The organism is Enterobacter sp. Ap-1006 (assembly GCF_011752835.1).
Lineage (GTDB): Bacteria > Pseudomonadota > Gammaproteobacteria > Enterobacterales > Enterobacteriaceae > Cedecea.
Genome location: NZ_VWWU01000001.1, coordinates 23,560 through 41,208 on the forward strand (window position 1 = coordinate 23,560; position 17,649 = coordinate 41,208).

26 protein-coding genes are annotated in these 17,649 nt (G+C 54.1%); 24 read left to right on the forward strand and 2 right to left on the reverse strand.

Going from position 1 to position 17,649, the window contains the following annotated elements:
* Positions 1-5 precede the first annotated feature (5 nt).
* From recO to acpS, 3 genes are all read left to right on the forward strand, one after another.
* Positions 6-743, forward strand: a complete 738-nt coding sequence (gene recO, locus F3J28_RS00125) for a DNA repair protein RecO (protein WP_166871553.1) — start codon at positions 6-8, stop codon at positions 741-743.
* Between the two features lie 74 nt (positions 744-817).
* Positions 818-1,549 carry a pyridoxine 5'-phosphate synthase gene (gene pdxJ / locus F3J28_RS00130; RefSeq protein ID WP_166871556.1) on the forward strand — a complete coding sequence of 244 codons (732 nt, stop codon included), beginning with the start codon at positions 818-820 and terminating at the stop codon, positions 1,547-1,549.
* A complete protein-coding gene (acpS, locus tag F3J28_RS00135) occupies positions 1,549-1,929 on the forward strand; it encodes a holo-ACP synthase (protein WP_166871559.1) in 381 nt (126 codons plus the stop codon). Before pdxJ ends, acpS begins: the two co-directional genes overlap by 1 nt.
* On the opposite strand, the gene F3J28_RS00140 is transcribed toward acpS, so the two are convergent.
* The gene (locus F3J28_RS00140; protein WP_008459497.1) at positions 1,926-2,186 is read right to left on the reverse strand and encodes a YfhL family 4Fe-4S dicluster ferredoxin; all 261 of its coding nucleotides are present in this window, start codon (positions 2,184-2,186) and stop codon (positions 1,926-1,928) included. The genes acpS and F3J28_RS00140 overlap by 4 nt on opposite strands.
* Positions 2,187-2,447: 261 nt before the next feature.
* On the opposite strand from F3J28_RS00140, the gene F3J28_RS00145 reads away from it, so the two are divergent.
* From F3J28_RS00145 to F3J28_RS00240, 21 genes are all read left to right on the forward strand, one after another.
* Positions 2,448-3,194: a LexA family transcriptional regulator gene (locus F3J28_RS00145; protein WP_166871561.1), complete on the forward strand. Its 747-nt coding sequence runs from the start codon at positions 2,448-2,450 to the stop codon at positions 3,192-3,194.
* Positions 3,195-3,536: 342 nt separating this feature from the next.
* Positions 3,537-3,872 (forward strand): antitermination protein N, encoded by a 336-nt coding sequence (locus F3J28_RS00150; RefSeq protein WP_166871564.1) that lies wholly within the window; start codon positions 3,537-3,539, stop codon positions 3,870-3,872.
* A 57-nt stretch (positions 3,873-3,929) separates the two neighbouring features.
* Complete coding sequence (locus tag F3J28_RS00155) at positions 3,930-4,229, forward strand: hypothetical protein (RefSeq protein ID WP_008459490.1); 300 nt, start codon at positions 3,930-3,932, stop codon at positions 4,227-4,229.
* The gene (locus F3J28_RS00160; RefSeq protein ID WP_034809540.1) at positions 4,229-4,720 is read left to right on the forward strand and encodes a lysozyme; all 492 of its coding nucleotides are present in this window, start codon (positions 4,229-4,231) and stop codon (positions 4,718-4,720) included. The genes F3J28_RS00155 and F3J28_RS00160 overlap by 1 nt, the downstream gene beginning before the upstream one ends.
* Positions 4,717-5,169: a lysis protein gene (locus F3J28_RS00165; protein WP_166871567.1), complete on the forward strand. Its 453-nt coding sequence runs from the start codon at positions 4,717-4,719 to the stop codon at positions 5,167-5,169. Before F3J28_RS00160 ends, F3J28_RS00165 begins: the two co-directional genes overlap by 4 nt.
* Positions 5,170-5,219: 50 nt before the next feature.
* Positions 5,220-6,098, forward strand: coding sequence for an esterase/lipase family protein (locus tag F3J28_RS00170; protein WP_045783583.1), 879 nt, complete (start codon positions 5,220-5,222; stop codon positions 6,096-6,098).
* Between the two features lie 200 nt (positions 6,099-6,298).
* Entirely contained in the window at positions 6,299-6,838 is a 540-nt protein-coding gene (locus F3J28_RS00175) for a phage neck terminator protein (RefSeq protein ID WP_166871570.1), read from the forward strand.
* 3 nt (positions 6,839-6,841) lie between these two features.
* On the forward strand, positions 6,842-7,981 hold the full coding sequence (locus F3J28_RS00180; protein WP_166871573.1) for a DUF3383 domain-containing protein: 1,140 nt from the start codon (positions 6,842-6,844) through the stop codon (positions 7,979-7,981).
* Between the two features lie 10 nt (positions 7,982-7,991).
* Entirely contained in the window at positions 7,992-8,432 is a 441-nt protein-coding gene (locus F3J28_RS00185; protein ID WP_085541535.1) for a phage structural protein, read from the forward strand.
* A gap of 3 nt (positions 8,433-8,435) precedes the next feature.
* On the forward strand, positions 8,436-8,849 hold the full coding sequence (locus F3J28_RS00190; RefSeq protein WP_166871576.1) for a phage tail assembly chaperone: 414 nt from the start codon (positions 8,436-8,438) through the stop codon (positions 8,847-8,849).
* Positions 8,850-8,962: 113 nt separating this feature from the next.
* The gene (locus F3J28_RS22570; RefSeq protein ID WP_441302654.1) at positions 8,963-9,037 is read left to right on the forward strand and encodes a DUF6889 family protein; all 75 of its coding nucleotides are present in this window, start codon (positions 8,963-8,965) and stop codon (positions 9,035-9,037) included.
* Entirely contained in the window at positions 9,027-10,778 is a 1,752-nt protein-coding gene (locus F3J28_RS00195) for a phage tail tape measure protein (RefSeq protein ID WP_166871579.1), read from the forward strand. The genes F3J28_RS22570 and F3J28_RS00195 overlap by 11 nt, the downstream gene beginning before the upstream one ends.
* Complete coding sequence (locus F3J28_RS00200; protein ID WP_166871582.1) at positions 10,778-11,356, forward strand: phage baseplate protein; 579 nt, start codon at positions 10,778-10,780, stop codon at positions 11,354-11,356. The genes F3J28_RS00195 and F3J28_RS00200 overlap by 1 nt, the downstream gene beginning before the upstream one ends.
* Positions 11,357-11,365: 9 nt before the next feature.
* A complete protein-coding gene (locus tag F3J28_RS00205; protein WP_166871585.1) occupies positions 11,366-11,674 on the forward strand; it encodes a phage baseplate plug family protein in 309 nt (102 codons plus the stop codon).
* A 10-nt stretch (positions 11,675-11,684) separates the two neighbouring features.
* A complete protein-coding gene (locus F3J28_RS00210) occupies positions 11,685-12,686 on the forward strand; it encodes a hypothetical protein (protein ID WP_166871589.1) in 1,002 nt (333 codons plus the stop codon).
* Between the two features lie 204 nt (positions 12,687-12,890).
* Positions 12,891-13,574 (forward strand): Gp138 family membrane-puncturing spike protein, encoded by a 684-nt coding sequence (locus F3J28_RS00215; RefSeq protein ID WP_166871592.1) that lies wholly within the window; start codon positions 12,891-12,893, stop codon positions 13,572-13,574.
* Positions 13,571-13,921, forward strand: coding sequence for a contractile injection system sheath initiator (locus tag F3J28_RS00220; RefSeq protein ID WP_085541543.1), 351 nt, complete (start codon positions 13,571-13,573; stop codon positions 13,919-13,921). The genes F3J28_RS00215 and F3J28_RS00220 overlap by 4 nt, the downstream gene beginning before the upstream one ends.
* Positions 13,922-15,121, forward strand: coding sequence for a baseplate J/gp47 family protein (locus F3J28_RS00225; RefSeq protein ID WP_166871595.1), 1,200 nt, complete (start codon positions 13,922-13,924; stop codon positions 15,119-15,121).
* Positions 15,118-15,798, forward strand: coding sequence for a DUF2612 domain-containing protein (locus F3J28_RS00230; RefSeq protein WP_166871598.1), 681 nt, complete (start codon positions 15,118-15,120; stop codon positions 15,796-15,798). The genes F3J28_RS00225 and F3J28_RS00230 overlap by 4 nt, the downstream gene beginning before the upstream one ends.
* Complete coding sequence (locus tag F3J28_RS00235; RefSeq protein WP_166871601.1) at positions 15,798-16,637, forward strand: tail fiber protein; 840 nt, start codon at positions 15,798-15,800, stop codon at positions 16,635-16,637. Before F3J28_RS00230 ends, F3J28_RS00235 begins: the two co-directional genes overlap by 1 nt.
* On the forward strand, positions 16,637-17,236 hold the full coding sequence (locus tag F3J28_RS00240) for a tail fiber assembly protein (protein ID WP_166871604.1): 600 nt from the start codon (positions 16,637-16,639) through the stop codon (positions 17,234-17,236). Before F3J28_RS00235 ends, F3J28_RS00240 begins: the two co-directional genes overlap by 1 nt.
* Here the strand turns inward: F3J28_RS00240 and F3J28_RS00245 are convergent.
* On the reverse strand, positions 17,208-17,648 hold the full coding sequence (locus F3J28_RS00245) for a tail fiber assembly protein (RefSeq protein ID WP_166871606.1): 441 nt from the start codon (positions 17,646-17,648) through the stop codon (positions 17,208-17,210). The two genes, F3J28_RS00240 and F3J28_RS00245, sit on opposite strands and share 29 nt — an antisense overlap.
* Position 17,649 lies beyond the last annotated feature (1 nt).

Sequence of the window (17,649 nt, forward strand, 5' to 3'; positions counted from 1 at the left end):
AACGTATGGAAGGCTGGCAACGGGCTTTTGTCCTGCATAGTCGCCCCTGGAGCGAAACCAGCCTTCTGCTCGACCTGTTTTCCGAAGAGTCCGGGCGCGTTCGTCTGATTGCCAAAGGCGCGCGTTCCAAACGCTCAAACCTGAAAGGCGCTCTGCAGCCTTTTACCCCTCTGCTGGTTCGGTGGGGCGGCCGTGGCGAAGTCAAAACGCTACGCAGCGCCGAAGCGGTTTCTCTGGCGCTTCCTTTAAGTGGTATCACGCTCTACAGCGGCCTGTACGTCAATGAACTGGTGGCTCGCGTCCTCGAGCAGGAAACCCGCTTCTCCGAACTGTTCTTCGATTATCTCCACTGCATTCAGGCCTTAGCTGGTGCTACGGGCACACCGGAGCCTGCGCTGCGTCGTTTTGAGCTGGCGCTGCTGGGGCACCTTGGCTACGGCGTGGATTTTCTGCACTGCGCCGGCAGCGGGGCAGGCGTCGATGACACCATGACTTACACCTACCGTGAAGAGAAAGGTTTTATTGCCAGCGTGGTGATCGGCCACAGCAGCTTTACCGGCCGCCAGCTCAGAGCGCTAGCCGAACGCGAATTTCCCGATGCCGACACGCTCCGTGCCGCCAAGCGTTTCACGCGTATGGCGCTCAAACCGTATCTACAAGGGAAGCCCCTCAAAAGCCGCGAACTGTTCCGCCAGTTTGTGCCTAAAAAAACGCCACCTGAGCCATCTGATAGCTCACAGTAATCACAGACCGTAGCCAGGCTTTCCCCGGCAGGTGTACACTGCCCGGCATCTGTCTGCGAACTCTGAGGATTGTCATGGCTGAATTACTGTTAGGCGTCAACATCGATCACATCGCTACCCTGCGTAACGCGCGCGGTACGGCATACCCGGATCCGGTTCAGGCCGCGTTTATCGCGGAGCAGGCGGGTGCCGATGGCATTACCGTGCATCTGCGCGAAGATCGCCGCCACATCACCGACCGTGACGTTCGCGTTTTGCGTGAAACCCTCGATACCCGCATGAACCTGGAAATGGCCGTCACCGAAGAGATGATCGCTATTGCCTGCCAGACGAAACCGCATTTCTGCTGCCTGGTGCCGGAAAAGCGTCAGGAAGTAACCACCGAAGGCGGCCTGGATGTTGCCGGTCAGCTGGATAAAATGCGCGATGCCTGCCAGCGCCTGGCTGACGCCGGTATTCTGGTTTCTCTGTTTATTGATGCCGACCACGCGCAGATTGACGCGGCGGTGGCCGTGGGCGCGCCTTACATTGAAATCCACACCGGCTGCTATGCGGACGCTGAAAACGAAGCGACCCAGGCCAAAGAGCTGGCTCGCATTGCTGAAGCCGCGAGCTATGCCGCCGCTAAAGGGCTGAAGGTAAATGCTGGTCACGGGCTGACGTATCACAATGTTCAGGCCATCGCGCGGATCCCTGAAATGCATGAGCTGAACATCGGCCACGCGATTATCGGACGTGCGGTAATCAGCGGTCTTAAAGAAGCCGTGGCTGAAATGAAACGCCTGATGCAGGAAGCGCGTCGCTAATGGCCATTCTCGGCCTCGGCACGGACATTGTGGAAATTGCGCGCATTGAGAGCGTCATTTCCCGTTCCGGCGACCGACTGGCAAAGCGCGTACTGAGCCCAAATGAATGGGTCTTGTACCAGGCGCATCAGCAGCCGGTGCGTTTTCTGGCGAAGCGTTTTGCGGTGAAAGAAGCGGCAGCGAAAGCTTTTGGTACCGGAATTCGCAACGGGCTAGCGTTCAACCAGTTTGAAGTGTTTAACGACGCGCTGGGCAAACCTCAACTGCGGTTTTGGGAAGAGGCGGAGCGGCTGGCTGAAAAAATGGGAGTGCGTTCAGTTCACGTTACCCTGGCGGATGAGCGCCATTACGCCTGCGCGACGGTGATCATCGAAAGCTAAAGTTTATCCGCATGGTGGAGCAGCACGAACTTATCCCACAGCTGCTCTTCATTCTCTATGTGCGCCGGGTCGTGAATTATCGTGCTGGGGATCGGGCAAACTTTCTGGCAGGTCGGGGTTTCGTAATGGCCAACGCATTCCGTGCAGCGGTCGGTATCGATCTGGTAGATAGCATCGCCCATGGAGATGGCCTGATTCGGGCACTCCGGCTCGCACATATCGCAGTTGATGCACTTCTTCGTAATTAATAACGCCATTTCAACCTGTTACCAGTCCTACCGGACTAAAAGATATATTCACATTTCGCGCTCAAAACATTGCAAAAACCTGTATATTTAACCAGTATTAAGTTTGATTAAAGATAATGGATAAAGCAGGGACGTTTCGATGGCGCGCACTTTACCACAAAAGCAGATCATCCCCAATGATACTGCGCCTTTAAGTTTTGTGCTCTGTGTACTTTCAGTACGTGTTATCATTGAACTATTGGTCACGATAAACACGGTGGGATCGTACTTATGGTACAGAGAGAACAACTGCGCGAAGCTTTTTCCCGCAGGCTGGCGCAGGCCTGCAGCGAAGCAAACCTCGATGAGTTCGGGCGCGGTATGGCGATAGCGCGCGCGCTGGGCGTATCCTCCAAGGCCGTCAGTAAGTGGCTTAACGCCGAAGCCATCCCCCGACAGGATAAAATGTACGAGCTGGCGACGTTTCTTCGGGCCGATGCGCTCTGGCTTCAGCACGGCAGTGAAACGGGCTATCAAAGCGAAGGGCGCGAGAATGCGGCCAGTCATGAAGAGGCGGCCATTTATCCTTTCCAGCCGCGCGAAGAGCAGGGCTTTCGCATCGACGTGCTGGACATTGAGGCCAGTGCGGGACCGGGGCGACTGGTCTCCAGCGAAGTCACCGAAACCATCAACCACATCGTTTACGACAGCCAGGAAGCGCTGGAGCTGTTCGGCCACCGGCCGGCTTCAACGATAAAAATCATCACTGTCACCGGTGACAGCATGTCCGGCACCATTGAACTGGGTGACTATATCTTTGTGGATATTGGCAAAGACTACTTCGATGGCGATGGCATCTACGTGTTCCTCTATAAGGGACAACTGCTGGTGAAGCGCCTGCAGATGACCCATGACTGCCTGCTGGTGCGCTCGGACAACCCCAAATATGCTGACTGGCGCATTAGCGAAGAGAACGAACAGCACCTCAAAATTATTGGCCGAGTGATGTACAGCCATTCAATTCGCCGCCACGCCTGAGATAGCTCATCCTTCAAGCTCCAGCCTCAGTCACTTACCCAGGTAAGCGCCTGAGGCTGGACCCCTTGCCGCCTTGCCGCAACTCGAATGCTAACCCATCTAAAAATAATGTTATTAATCAATAGTTAATTATCAATGTGATCTTTTTTTAAATAATTCGTACTTTTGGTTCTTGACGTTATTGTACTATTGGTTCAATATCAATTCATCGGCAGGACGCACCGACTCACAAGGCAAGTGAACGCTCCTTAACATCAGGCCCTGAAAAAGGGCACATACACCAAAGCAAGAAGCTTTGGGATATCAGAGAGATATCACCAAAGTTGATTGACAGGAGGTTGTATGGACGCACAGGCACGTCGCCGCCAGCGACGCGAAGCTAAACAGGCCGTCTGGAAAGCTGCCAACCCGCTGTTAGTCGGGGTAAGAGCGAAACCTGACGCACGGATTATTCTCTCGCTAGCCCGCAAGCCCAGGTCTCGCCCAGACAAGGCGCTGGAGGTGATTAACATCTATGGTCTGCAAATCATTCAGCAGGCAGAACATTATCAACGACTGCGCCAGAAGTTAGACGCCAGGCAAAAAAGCGTTTATCAGGCCGCGCCTCGCAGCGAATCCGGCTTACCGGCAGCGACCGGGAAGCAAACCCGACGCGGAAAACCTGTTCCGCTGATTTAACGCCATACCGCTTCTTCACCCCAACGGCAGTTCGACACCTCAACCGAAGGTTCTTCCATGAACGACCAACCCGCAAATCTGGTCACGCAGTCTTTTGCGTGGCTGGCGGCGCTTGCCGCCGGTCTGGGTATCACGACACAGGATATGGTCTACATGATATTCGGACTGCTTAGCGTACTGATTTCACTGGCTTCGTGGCTGGGCGGCAGGCTGGATGCCCACCGACAGCATCTCGAAGATCAAAAGCGCACCCGCATCCTCCAGACGCTGGTGGATGACTTGCAAACCTTAAACCGAGCCGAGCAGATTGAGATTATCAGGGCAGTCAGCGAGGTACTGAAAAAGGCAGGTAACTAATGGCTCTTTCTCCCGGACTCAGAAAAACATTACTCGGATTGTCAGGGGCGGGTGCTCTGACGATTGCAGGCACGCTTCTGCCCGAGCTGGAAGGCGTGAGCTACACGCCATATTACGACGTCGCCGGGGTGCTGACCGTCTGTTACGGCCATACCGGTAAAGACATTATTCCCGACAAAACATACACCCTGTCTGAGTGCAGGCGCTGGCTTGACCAGGATCTCGGCCCGGCGGCTCAGGCGGTCTCTAGGGCCGTCACCGTCCCGGTTAGTGAGTACCAACGAGCAGCTTTGATTAGCTTTACCTACAACGTCGGCACAGCCGCTTTTCTGCGCTCTTCCGTGCTCAGGATGTTAAACGCTGGCGAGTACAAACAGGCCTGCGCTGGGCTGAAAAAATGGATCTGGGCGGGTGGGAAGCAGTGGCAGGGGCTTATCAATCGTCGCGAGGTGGAGTACCAGCTTTGTACCTGGCCGGAGCCGGAGGAATGAAGCCGCTGACCTCACTTGTGCTGGCGGCCTTTACGCTGCTCATTGCCAGCAGCTGGTGGTTTCACCAACGCTATGCCGTGCAAAAACAAAGGGCAGAGTCAGCCCTGGAGCAGCTGGCTCAGCAAAAAAATGAGCTGCAAAACCTTGTCCGGCGCCAGCAGGCAATAGCTGACCTGGATGTCCACTATAGCGAGGAGTTAACCCATGCCCGGCTCACCATTGAAAACCTGCAGCGTGATGTGGCTGCTGGCACTCAGCGGCTGCGCGTCAGCGCCACCTGCAAAGCAGTGCCTGGCACCACCGCCCCCGCCAGGCTGGATGATGCAGCCGCCCCCGGACTTACTGACGCCGCTCAACGGGATTATTTCCGTCTCCGGGAGCGAATAGAAACGAGCAACAAGCAGCTGGCGGGGCTGCAGGAGTACATCCGCAATCAGTGCCTGAACTAAGCCTCGAATTTTCGAGGCTTTTTTATTCCTACGTCAAAGAGGTCATTCCTATGTCTACATCCCTGAAGTACCCGATTGTTCTGGTCCACGGTCTGTTTGGTTTCGACAAAATTGGCGGGATCTACCCCTATTTCTACGGCATCAAAGAGGCGCTGGAGAAAGCCGGGGCGAAGGTCTACATCGCTACGATTTCCGCACTGAACAGCAATGAAATGCGCGGCGAGCAGCTGCTGGAATTTGTACGTAAAGTCCTGGCCGAAACGGGTGCGGCAAAAGTTAACCTGATTGGCCACAGTCAGGGGCCTTTGGCCTGTCGTTACGCTGCGGCGACCCATCCTGAACTTATCGCCTCGGTAACCTCCGTGAACGGCGTTAACCATGGCTCAGAAGTGGCAGACCTTGTTCGACTGGCGCTGAAGCCTGGCCGCCTGCCTGAGTCTATCGCTAATGCAGCTCTGTCGGCTTTCGGCCAACTGCTTTCCGCCCTGGCGGGGGCACCTCGTCTGCCTCAATCCGGTGTGGATGCCCTGGATGCGTTGACCAGCGAAGGCGTGGCCGCCTTTAACAAGAAGTATCCGCAGGGGCTGCCTGCGCAGTGGGGCGGCCAGGGCAAAGAGCTGGATAACGGCGTGTACTACTACTCGTGGAGCGGGATTATCGACTACAACCCGCTGAATCAGGGCGCGAACAACCTGGATCCGCTGCACGTCGCCATGCTGGCGTTTTCCATCCTGTTCACCAATGAACGTTTCCAGAACGATGGCCTGGTTGGCCGTTACAGCAGCCATCTGGGCAAAGTGATTGGCTCCGACTATTCGATGGATCACGTCGATGCCATCAACCAGCTTGCCGGCGTGGTGGCCAGCAACAGCGACCCGGTCAAGCTGTACGTCGACCACGTGGCTCGTCTGCAGGCCAAAGGGCTGTAAGCCTTATCTGACCGCCTTCGGGCGGTTCAGACTGCTGACAAACCTCCGGTAATAGAAGAGACGCCGGACGGCTCGTGAAAAAACTGGAAAATCAATTCATTGATTTTCGGCTGATAACCACAAAGAGGGAAAAACCACGCTTTTTCCCTCTTTGTTAGCAACCTCAACCGCCTTTGGGCGGTTTTTCTTTGGAGAAATCAATGAATGACACCACGCGTCCGGGTTTTCTGACGCCGCTGGGGGCATCGCCACACTATGACGATGCACTTGATGCCGATCTCACCGGCTGGATTATCGGCGTATCAGGCCTGCCGCCGGAAATGGTGATGGCGAAGTGGAGCGATCCGCCACCTGCCACGCCTGAGGCCGGTATTACCTGGTGTGATTTTTTTACCAACGTGAAGCAGGCGGAAGCGTCTTTCTTCCACTCGCAGGACAGCGATCAAAGCGTACTTCAGAGCACCGAGTCCGTGGACGTGACCTGTGGCTTTTATGGCCCCGGCGCTCAGGCCGTTGCCGCGCTTTTTCGTGATGGCCTGAACGTGCCGCAAAACAACGCCGAGCTTAACCGACTGGGCCTGACATTTTTGCAGTGCGGCGACATTACGCCGGACCCTGAATTTATCAATAACCAGTGGCTACGCCGCTACACCCTCACCGTGGCGCTAAAGCGCAGTATTGCCCGGCGCTACGGTATTCGTTCCATCCTTTCATCCGCAGTAAAAATCATTGGAGAGTAAGCTATGTCACAGGGTTTACCTGTATCTAACATTGTCAGCGTGACAGTGAATATGGCGCCGCGTGCGGCGCAGTCCCGTAACTATGGTGCGCTGCTGGTCGTAGGCGCGAGCAACGTTATTGACGCCAAAGAGCGTATGCGTGCTTATTCCAGCCTGAGCGGCGTAGCCGCCGATTTTGGTCTGGAAGCGCCGGAATACAAAGCCGCCAGCCTCTACTACCAGCAGTCCCCGCAGCCTGCCGACCTGTATATCGGGCGCTGGGTTAAAGAAGGCGGCGAGGGCAAAGTCGGAGAAACCATCGCCGAATGCGTCTCCGCGCTGAGTGCGCACTCGACCGACTGGTATGGTCTGGTGATTGCCGACGATACCCTTACCGATGAAGGCGTGCTGGCCGTGGCGGCGGTTATTGAAGGCGACGGCGTTTCCCGTATCTTTGGTCATACTTCCGCCAGCGCTAAAGTGTTGGATGCGAACGACAGCACCGATGTCTTCAGCAAGCTGAAAGCGGCTAAGTTCGCCCGCACTTTTGGTCAGTACTCCAGCGCCACGCCGTTTGCGGCAGCCTCCCTGTTTGGCCGTGCGTTCACCGTTAACTTCAACGGCAATAACACCACCATTACCCTGAAATTCAAGCAGGAACCGGGGATTACCGCAGAAACGCTGACCCAAACGCAAATCAATGCTCTTTCCGCGAAAAACGCCAACGTCTTTGTGAATTACAACAACGACACAGCCATTATTCAGGAAGGCGTGATGAGCAACGGCAGCTTCATCGATGAGCGCCACGGCCTGGACTGGCTGCAAAACTATGTGCAGACCAACCTCTATAACCTGCTTTACACCAGCACCACCAAAATCCCGCAAACCGATGCCGGTGTTACCCGTCTGCTGAGCAACGTTGAGCACTCCATGACGCAGGCGGTCACCAATGGCCTGGTCGCACCGGGTGTCTGGAATGGCTCCAATATTGGCCAACTGGCCTCCGGCGACACGCTGACCAAAGGCTACTACGTTTACGCCCCAGCTGTAGCGACTCAGGCGCAGTCAGACCGCGAGGCGCGTAAGGCGCCAGTGATTCAGGTGGCCTGCAAACTGGCGGGTGCTGTGCACTTCGCTGACGTCGAAATCAATGTTGTTCGTTAAGGAGATTTAAATGGGTACTTATTCTTTTATGGATGTGACGGCTTCTCTTGTGGGGCCAACTGGCGTGATTGATTTGGGCGCGGGCAGCGCGAACGGTGATGCCGGGATCAAAGTGGAAATGGCTGGCACAAAAAATACGATGACCGTCGGCATTGACGGTGAGGTGATGCATAACCTCTCTCCGGCGAAAAACGGCTCGATCACCGTGACGTTGATGAAGACCTCCCCGGTAAACAAAAAGCTGATGCTGGCTTACAACGCCCAAACGCTCTCCTCGGCATTGTGGGGTAAAAACACGATTGTCGTGCGCAATACGTCCTCCGGCGATCTGGTTACCGCTCGTGACGTAGCGTTTTCACAGCTACCGGCCAATGCCAATGGCAAAGAGGCGGGCACCATGGACTGGAAGTTTGACTGCGGCAAAATTGATCAGCTGCTCGGGGAGTTCTAAGTCATGGAAATTACCCTGAAAGCGGTGAACTACCGCATTGGCAAGCTCGGTGTTTTCGAGCAGCTTAGCGTTGCGCGGAAGCTGCTGCCGGTTCTGGCAGGCGTTGTGGGTGATTTTCGCAGCTTGCAGGGTAAGGAGGGCGGAAACGCCCTCGAAACCGTGCTGCCAAAAATTGCCCGCACCCTTGCCGACCTCAGCGATGAAGATTGCAACACCATTCTGTATCCGTGCCTCTCGGTCGTGACGCGCGAACACATGAAGGGCTGGGTGCCGGTCTTTAGTCAGGGCGCATTGTCCTTTGACGATATCGATCTGATGACGCTGCTGCAGCTGGTGGCCCGGGTGGTGGCCGACTCGCTGGGAAATTTTTTGCAAGAACTCCCCGGCAGCGAAAAACCGGCTCCGTCGGCGGCCTGAGGCTGGAGACGCTACCGGGCGGGGAAGATTACATTCTTCGCCCGGCGGAGGTCTTCGGCCTCAGCTGGCTGGATCTGAAAAGCGGCGCGGTGGATCTCTACGATATTGCGCTGATGAATGATTACCTTGAGATGCAGGCCGATAACAAGGCCTGTATCACACGCTGGAGAGAGGAAAATGAGCGCTAGCACACAGCTTGTTCCTTACGTCCCGATCCCAGATTTTTTTTATCAAGAAGACCTTAGCTCGCGAATCAACGCCGCTTTTGGGGAACTGGATAAAACGCTGAAAAAGGGAAAAGAAGAGGCGGCAAAAGTTGATTTTGAAAAACTGACCAAAAGTTTCGAAAACTTCAGTAATCAGGTGCTGTCTCCGCTAACTAAAGCGGGATCCTGGTTTGAAAAGCGGCTGTCTGGCATCGAGAAGGATGCACAGGCAGCTCAATCTCTGAACGCCGATTTAGAGGCTTACAAGGCACTGCAATACGGTGCCAGTCAGTCAGGGGCGGACATTGGTGCGCTGCAAAAGTCGATTAAAAACGTTAGTGAGTATGTGAACGGTGACTCTCTGCACGAGAGCCTGTTGAAAAGTCTCGGCGTAAAAACGCATGATGACGCTGGCTTAAAGCGGGATAACGCCGATATTTTCACGCAGGTTGCCCGTTCTTTGGGCACAGTGAACAGAGACAGCGCCGATTTCTATGCATTGAATCTGGGGATTGATGACGACACGCTGCATGCGATGCAGCGCGGATTAGGCCAGTTTGCCGAAGAGTATCAGGACTTGTCCCTCCGCATAGGCGGAAGCGCAGAGCAAAGCGCCGACCAGTCCGAAAAATTTATGCAGTCCTGGCGTAAAGCGGACTCCGTGTTTGATTTGTTAGTAGCAAAATCAGGCGGCGATCTGGCCGAAAAATTGGCTGAGCCCGTTGAGAGACTGGCCGAAAAAATGCTGGTTAAAGCGCCACAAATTGAACGCGTGTTGGACAAAATTGGCGCCGTCGTTGAACAGTTTGCTGACATTTTCGTTGATTCACTGAGCGGCACCATCGACTGGGTTACCGACGTGATGGCCTGGTGGGATCGCCTTGACGAAGGTTCTCAGGGGCTAATCGGTGGTTTAGCGGGGCTTACCGCGGCCTGGCTGGTTCTGAACAGCGCATTTCTCGCTTCCCCTGTCGGGATTATCCTCTCGCTGGCTGCGGCCATTGGCCTGCTTTATAACGACTACCAGAAATGGAAAGCTGGGGAAGAGAGCTTTATTGACTGGGGAGAGTGGGGACCGGTTATTGAAATGGCTGCGGACACGATCGGTAGCCTCGCGAAAACCATAAAAGATCTTATTGTTGATATTGGCAGCCTGTTGGGCATCGATTTTAGCAAGTGGTCTATCAGCACCATCTTTAAGGGGCTTCTGGACAACTTTAATCAGTTAGGCGCCACGCTAAGACTGATTGGGAGTCTGATCAATGCGCTAAAAGAGGGGAACTGGGCAGAAGCAGCCAATATCGGAAAGTCATTGGTAGCAAACGGTCTGTTCCAGACGCCGGCGACCAAAATTGCGGATGGCGCAGCAGGCATTATTAAAGAGAAGCTCTCTAAGGGATGGCACACATTCCAGGGCTGGCTTGCTGGAGATGAAGAAAAAGGCTCTGGCGGAAAGTTATCCAATGCTGTCAATAATCTCAGTCAACCCGATCCTGTCTCAATGTTGCTTCCGGCGTGGGGGGCCAACAATGAACGCCTGGCGACTTCGGGAGATTTCTCCACGGCGAACAACAGCACTACGCATTCACCCACGATTAATAGTAATACCCATATCGTCGTGAATGGCGTCTCTGAACCTCGTCTGGCGGCGACCGAGACATCTCAGCGCTTGTTCAACGTTCATTCTCAGCTGGCGCAGCAGTATGACAGGAGGATGAGCTAATGGATATTTTTGGTGCTTACTTTCAGCCACGCACGAGCTTCTCCGGTTTTCTGGTGCCGGATGTGGTGGTCAGCGAACTCCACACGGACACGCTGAAAATTGCTTCTCATCCCGTCGAGTTTGGCCCGAATATCAGCGACCATGCCTGGGCAGAGCCCGGCGATGTAACGATTGATTGCTTCTTTAAAGCCGGTGGTTCGATGGTCGATTTTACCAATACGATCGACATCAGCCCCAGACTCAACGTGGGCGCCAGTCCGGCACAGATTTACCAGCAGTTGCTTGATCTGCAAAAAAAGGCTGAACCCTTCAAGGTCATCACCCGTCGCCGCTCTTACGACAATATGCTGATCAAAACGCTAATGGTGACGACCAGCGCTAAATCGGAAAACATTCTTGGCTGCAAGCTTTCGCTGGGCGAGGTGCTCATGACCGTTGTGGATGTTCGGGATGCACCGCCTAAAACGGCGATGGATGATGGGGTAACAACGTCTTCCGTCGGTAACAAAGGCGAGAAAGTGGTTACCTCCCCGATGGGATCGGCAAAAATCACGCCGCTTCAGCCGAAATCAAAATGAGGAGAGAGAATGTCAATTGCAGAAATTCCCCTCAGCGCGGATAACCAAATCTTTACGATCCAACTAGCCGGGCTGACCCTGCGCATGCGGCTGCTTTATCGGGATGCCGCTGGCTGGATCCTGGATATTCTCGATACCGATGATCGGCCCATCGTGAATGGGATCCCGCTGGTGAGCGGCGCCGATTTGTTGGCTCCGTACGCCTGGCTTGGTTTTGGCGGAGGGCTCTGGGTTGGCTGTGATGATGAAACTCAGGACTACCCAAGTAAAACTAACCTTGGAAACGGCAGTCACCTTTACTTTGTGACGGCAGATTAAGGAGGGGGAGATGAGTGATAACTGGTCCCGCCACTTTGAGCTTCAGCTTCTCAGGCAAGACGGCAGCGGTATTGCACTTTCTGATTTTAAAGTGACGTTTAAAATCGACTGGCATGCCGGCAGTTCACCCAAAACGGCCGAGGTAAAAATCTACAACCTCTCGCCGGATAGCCTGAATCGTATTGCACAAAAGGAGTACAGCAAAATCCGGCTGATTGCGGGCTACAACGGATTAGAACCGGTGGTAAGCCGCAGTGAAGTGGGAAAAGTCAGGGTTGTCGAGCCTGCCGAGTGGGGGCCGCGAGACGGTATGAACCTTGGGGTGATCTTCAGCGGTGACATTCGCATCTGGATGACGGGGCGAGAGGATACCCCTGACGACTGGATTTTAATTCAGGCCGTTGATGGTCATGAGGCGCTGATGTCCGCAGTGCTTAGCGCCACGCTTGCTAAAGGCTACACGGTATATGACATGTATCAACTTGCAGCTGGCGCACTGAAACCTTTTGGCATTCTGCCCGGCAGGCTGCCGCCTTTTCCCGAAACTAAGTTTCCCAGAGGGTATACCTTCCACGGCAAGGTCAGCAGTTATCTCGATCAAATCGGAAAGCTGTGCAAGGCCACCTGGAAGCTGTCGAATGACAGGCTGGACTATTTCAACGCGACTGAAAAAGCACACCCGCCGGTGAGTCTTAACAGCCAGAGTGGACTGATTGGACGGCCGCAAACGTCAACCAATGCTGGCGTAACCCTGAAATGCCTGATTAACCCCACAATCCTGCTCCACGGTCAGGTGCAGTTAGATCAAAACACGCTCTATAAGCCTGAGCTGCTTGCTAAGGATGACTATATTCGCCCCTCGCCGGACGGCGTGTACGATATTTATGGCATTACCTACAACGGGGATACCCGTGGGGATCAATGGTATATGACCATGATGTGCTTCCCGGCAGGCCAGCAAATTAATGATGTGGAAGAGGCGTGGAAAAAACATTCCGCCTCTAATAAATAAAAGCCAGACCCGCCTTTGCGGGTTCCAGACTGATGACGAACCTCTGGCGAGAGAAGAAATACCAGATGGCTCGTTAAACAAAACAGGAAAATCAATATATTGATTTTCGGCTGATAACCACAAAGAGGGAAAAACCACGTTTTTTCCCTCTTTGTCAGCAACCCCAAACCCGCCTTTGCGGGTTTTTTTATCCCTGGAGGAATCATGGCTCTGACGACTTCGGCTCTCAGCGGTGAGCTGGCCGATACGCTTGCGGCCAGCCGGGCCGCATTAAGCAACGATCTTCGGGTCGCGTTACCCGGCATCATTCAGTCTTTTGATCCGCTATCAGTGACCTGTGAAGTGGCACCGGCTATCCGGGGCGCGAAGGCGAGCAGCGATGGCACAATTGCTTCAGTCGCCTATCCGCTGCTGGTGGATGTGCCGGTTGTTTTCCCACATGGCGGAGGGTGCTCGCTGACGTTTCCGCTTCAAGCGGGAGACGAATGCCTGGTTATTTTCGCCGATCGCGCCATCGACTTTTGGTGGCAAAGCGGAGGCATTCAGGAGCCGGTCGATGCCCGTCAGCACTCGTTGTCGGATGCCTTCGTGTTGCCCGGCCCTCAGTCACAGGCGAAAAAAATCAGCGGCATCAGCACTTCGGCGGTTCAGCTACGCAGCGAAGACGGCAAAGCCTTTGTTGAGCTGGATCCCAGCAGCCACAGCATCACGCTCGCTACGCCGGGAAAACTTACCGCGACGGCGGCCAGCATTGACCTGACCGGTGAGGTCAATATCAAAGGCAACGTGACCGTGAGCGGAGATGTTACTGCCAGCGGGATAAGCCTGACGAAGCACCGCCACGGCGGCGTGCAGTCCGGCGGTGCGAACACGGGAGGTCCGGTATGAAATACCGCAGAGAGAGCAGCGACGGAGATTACACCTTTGGTCAGGGAGAAAACACCTTCCTGGAAAACTCGCCGGAGTGCGTGGCTCAGGCGGTGAGTACCCGGCTCAAGCTGTGGCAGGGGGAGTGGTTTCTGGATAACCGGACCGGCACACCTTACCGCCAGTCCGTTCTTGGCAAACAGCAGGATGACACCTGGGTATTAATGCTGATTGACCGCGTCAGCCAGACCATGGGCGTTAAGTCCGTGCTGGATGTCACCGCCGCGCGCACTGAAAAACGCACCGTAACCTTCAACGCCACCATCGACACCGTTTACGGTCCTACCACTTTAAACAGCGAGGCATAAATGGCCCTCAATTCTGAAACGCTGGGGTTATCGGCAACGGTAACGGCCCAGGGGATAACCGCGCCTGATTATCAAAGCCTGTTAGGGACTTTGAGGGATGCGTTCAGGCAAATCTACGGCACCGATGCGTACCTGGAGCCGGACAGCAAAGACGGGCAGCTCATCTCGCTGGTGGCGCTGGCCATTCATGACGCCAACAATGCGGCGATTGCCGCCTACAACAGCTTTTCGCCTGCGACGGCGATGGGGAGGGCGTTATCGAGCAACGTTAAGATCAACGGTATTGTCAGGCGGGCAGCGACCTTCTCGACGGTCGATCTACTGCTAACGGGCATCCCCGGTACGACCATAACCCGTGGCTCTGTCAGAGATGACAGCGGGGTGACATGGTTTTTGCCTGAGGGGGTATCAATTGGTGTCGATGGATCGGTAATCGCCACCGCAACCTGCGCCAGCAGCGGCGTAATGGCGGCACCCGCAGGGTCCATTACCATCATGGGCACACCAACACGTGGCTGGACGGCGGCCACGAACCCTCAGGCCGCCACGCCGGGCGTGGCGGCAGAAACCGATGCCGAATTACGCATCCGGCAGTCGCAAAGCGTTGCCTTGCCTGCGCTCACGCCGTTCGAGGCGGTCGAGGGTGCTATTGCCAACATTGCAGGCGTTACCCGGCATAAGCTCTACGAAAATGATACCGGTGCTATCAACGCCAATGGCCTGCCTCCGCATACCATCGCTGCGATTGTGGACGGCGGGGATGTGACGGAAATTGCTCAGACGATCAGGGGCAAAAAAGGCCAGGGCGTCGCCACCTTTGGCTCGACGTCCATTGTGGTGCCCGATCTCTACGGCAATCCCCACAGCATTGCTTTCTCTCGGTCCGGCAATGTGCCGATTTACGTCGACATCGTGCTGAAAGTGTTCACCGGCTATACGTCGCAAATCGGCGAGCAGATGAAGCAGGCGATTACCGACTATATCAACGGGCTGGGGATTGGCGACAGCGTGCTGCTGAGTCGCATTTACTCACCGGCCAACCTGGGCGTAGTCAGCGGCGGGAAAGCGCGTTATTACGACATCACCGATTTGCTGATCGGTAAATCTGCCTCTGCGGTCGCGGCGGCAAACGTCAATATTAGCTACAGCGAAGCCGCCTCCTGCAGCGTGGACAACATCAATATCAGGGTGAGCTCATGAGTAAATATACCGGGCGCATCACCAGCTACCACGCCAGCAAGCCCCTGTTTTTTGCCCATGTTGATCTGAGTACCCGTCCTTTCACTGAAACCGCAATGACCACCGAAAGTCTGATCAACGCTTTTGATATCGACACTGCGGTTGGGGTTCAGCTTGATGCGCTGGGGCTGTGGATTGGGCGAAGCCGCATCGTTAGCCAGCCGATTTCCGGCGTCTATTTTAGCTGGGACACCGACGGGCTGGGTTATGACCAGGGCGTGTGGCAGGGACCATACGATCCCGATGCAGGCTACACCTCACTGAGCGATGAAACCTACCGCATCATCCTCAAGGCAAAAATCGCGATGAACAACTGGGACGGGCAGAACGACACGCTGCCCGCGATTCTGGACGCTGCCACGGCAGGCGCGGGGCTGCGAATGCAAATCGTCGACAACCAGGACATGACCATTTCTGTCTGGGTACTGCCGAAAACGGACATTGCTGACGTGTCCCTCGAGCTTCTCGCGGCCATCAAACAGGGCTATCTGACGGTGAAAGCCGCGGGCGTTTGGGCCGGAGACATTCAGACGCCTTCGGTAGAAGCGCCGTCGCAGGGCGGCAAATTCTTTGGGTTTGATATCAACAATCACTATATCGCCGGTTTTGACGACGGCGCATGGGAGAGGAAACTTTAATGGCTACAAATCAGTTTAAACCTTTTGCGACCAGGCCTGACGCCAACGTCACGCCGCAAAATGAATGGGAAAATTTGCCCGCGCTGCTAAGCGGCTTTGCCGGCGGTAAAGCCAGCAGCGCTCAGGTGAACAAAGCGCTGCGCCAGACGTCATTTATTGCCGCCGCGCTGGCCCAGTTCGTGAGCGATAAAAGCGGGCAGGACGTGCTGGACGACGGCGACATCGCCGCCTTCCTGGCGAAGCTTACTTCAGGTTTTGGTAACCAATATATCAGCCGCCAAAACCCCTTCGCGGATATCAAGGCCGACGGTGCCGGGGCGGTTTCTACGGCTCTCGCAAACCTTGGTTTGGGGGAAGGATCGGCTTTGCCGGTTGGTGTGCCTGTTCCGTGGGCGTTGTCTGTAGCACCGGCAGGATGGTTGAAATGCAATGGCGCAGCGTTTTCAGCGGCTCAATATCCAAAACTTGCACAGGTATATCCCGCGCTTGTGCTTCCTGATTTACGTGGGGAGTTTATTCGTGGTTGGGATGATGGGAGAGGGGTGGATGTTGGCCGTGCATTACTGTCATTACAGGGTGATACAATACGTAATATTCGAGGGAGTATAGTCGCTTATACTCAAGGGCAGATAAATAATACAGTAGTTCTCCCAACGGGTGTTAATGGTGCCCTTGCTATATATGATTCAGGTGTAAATAATTCGATAATCCCTGTGCCCCAAAACTCATACCCTGTGACAAATTATGGTGTTTTGTTTGATGCCTCTTTAGTGGTTCCAACTTCAAACGAAAATAGACCTCGAAATATTGCATTTAACTTTATAGTGAGGGCCGCATAATGGCTGACGCAAAATTAAACAACGATCTTATTGCGACACTGGCTGGAGAAATTAATGTATTTAACTATGATGGATATACGAAAGAGTATCTTTCTTTAACGGTTGAATATCTTGCTATTGGAGTCGGTTTACCTGCCAATTCCTGCATTGATGCACCAGGCGAACGAAAAAAAGGGTTTGCCATTTGCCGAAAAAATGATCTTACGGCGTGGGAATATATCCCCGACAACAGGGGGGGGACGATTTATAGTACGCTTGATGGTGAAAAAATCACTATTTCAAAGCTGGGGGGTTATCCATCGGATACAACGACAATCGCCCCTGCAACAGCCTATGATAAATGGGATGGCGAAAAATGGGTGACGGACATTGAAGCAAAGAAAAAAGACGATATTTCTGATGCAGAACTAAAACGGCAAACCCTGCTAAGTGATGCAAGCAATATCACTGCTGACTGGCGAACTGAACTCACCCTCGGTATTATCAACGATACTGACAAAGATAAACTTATTGCATGGATGGAATATATAAAAGCGGTGAAAGCGATAGATACCTCCACCGCGCCTGATGTTAGCTGGCCGGATAAACCGGCGGCGTAGGCCATTCGATATCTGGTGCGTTGGAAGTATCAATAGCTTCCAGTGCATCCAGGTAATCTAACCATATATTGTACTGCGCTAACTCATCATTATTTAAACGCCCAATAGCGGCTTTCCCTTGCCATTGTTTATTATTGATGAAATCATTTGCGTGATTAATTTTGGATTTCCTTTTATTATCCATCATGCTGACTACCTGCTCTTTGGTTGGTGATGGGACATCCTCCCATACAGGCAATCCATTAACTCCAGTGACTCTATGCTTACCAACTGGAGGCGTTGATGTATAAGTTTCGAAAACCTCCATAGAGACATCTACACCATCAGAGGGCCAGGTATCTGTTAATTCATATAATTCACGGAGGGAGAAAGGATAAAATGCATTTTGTGATTTACTGTATATATATTTCATT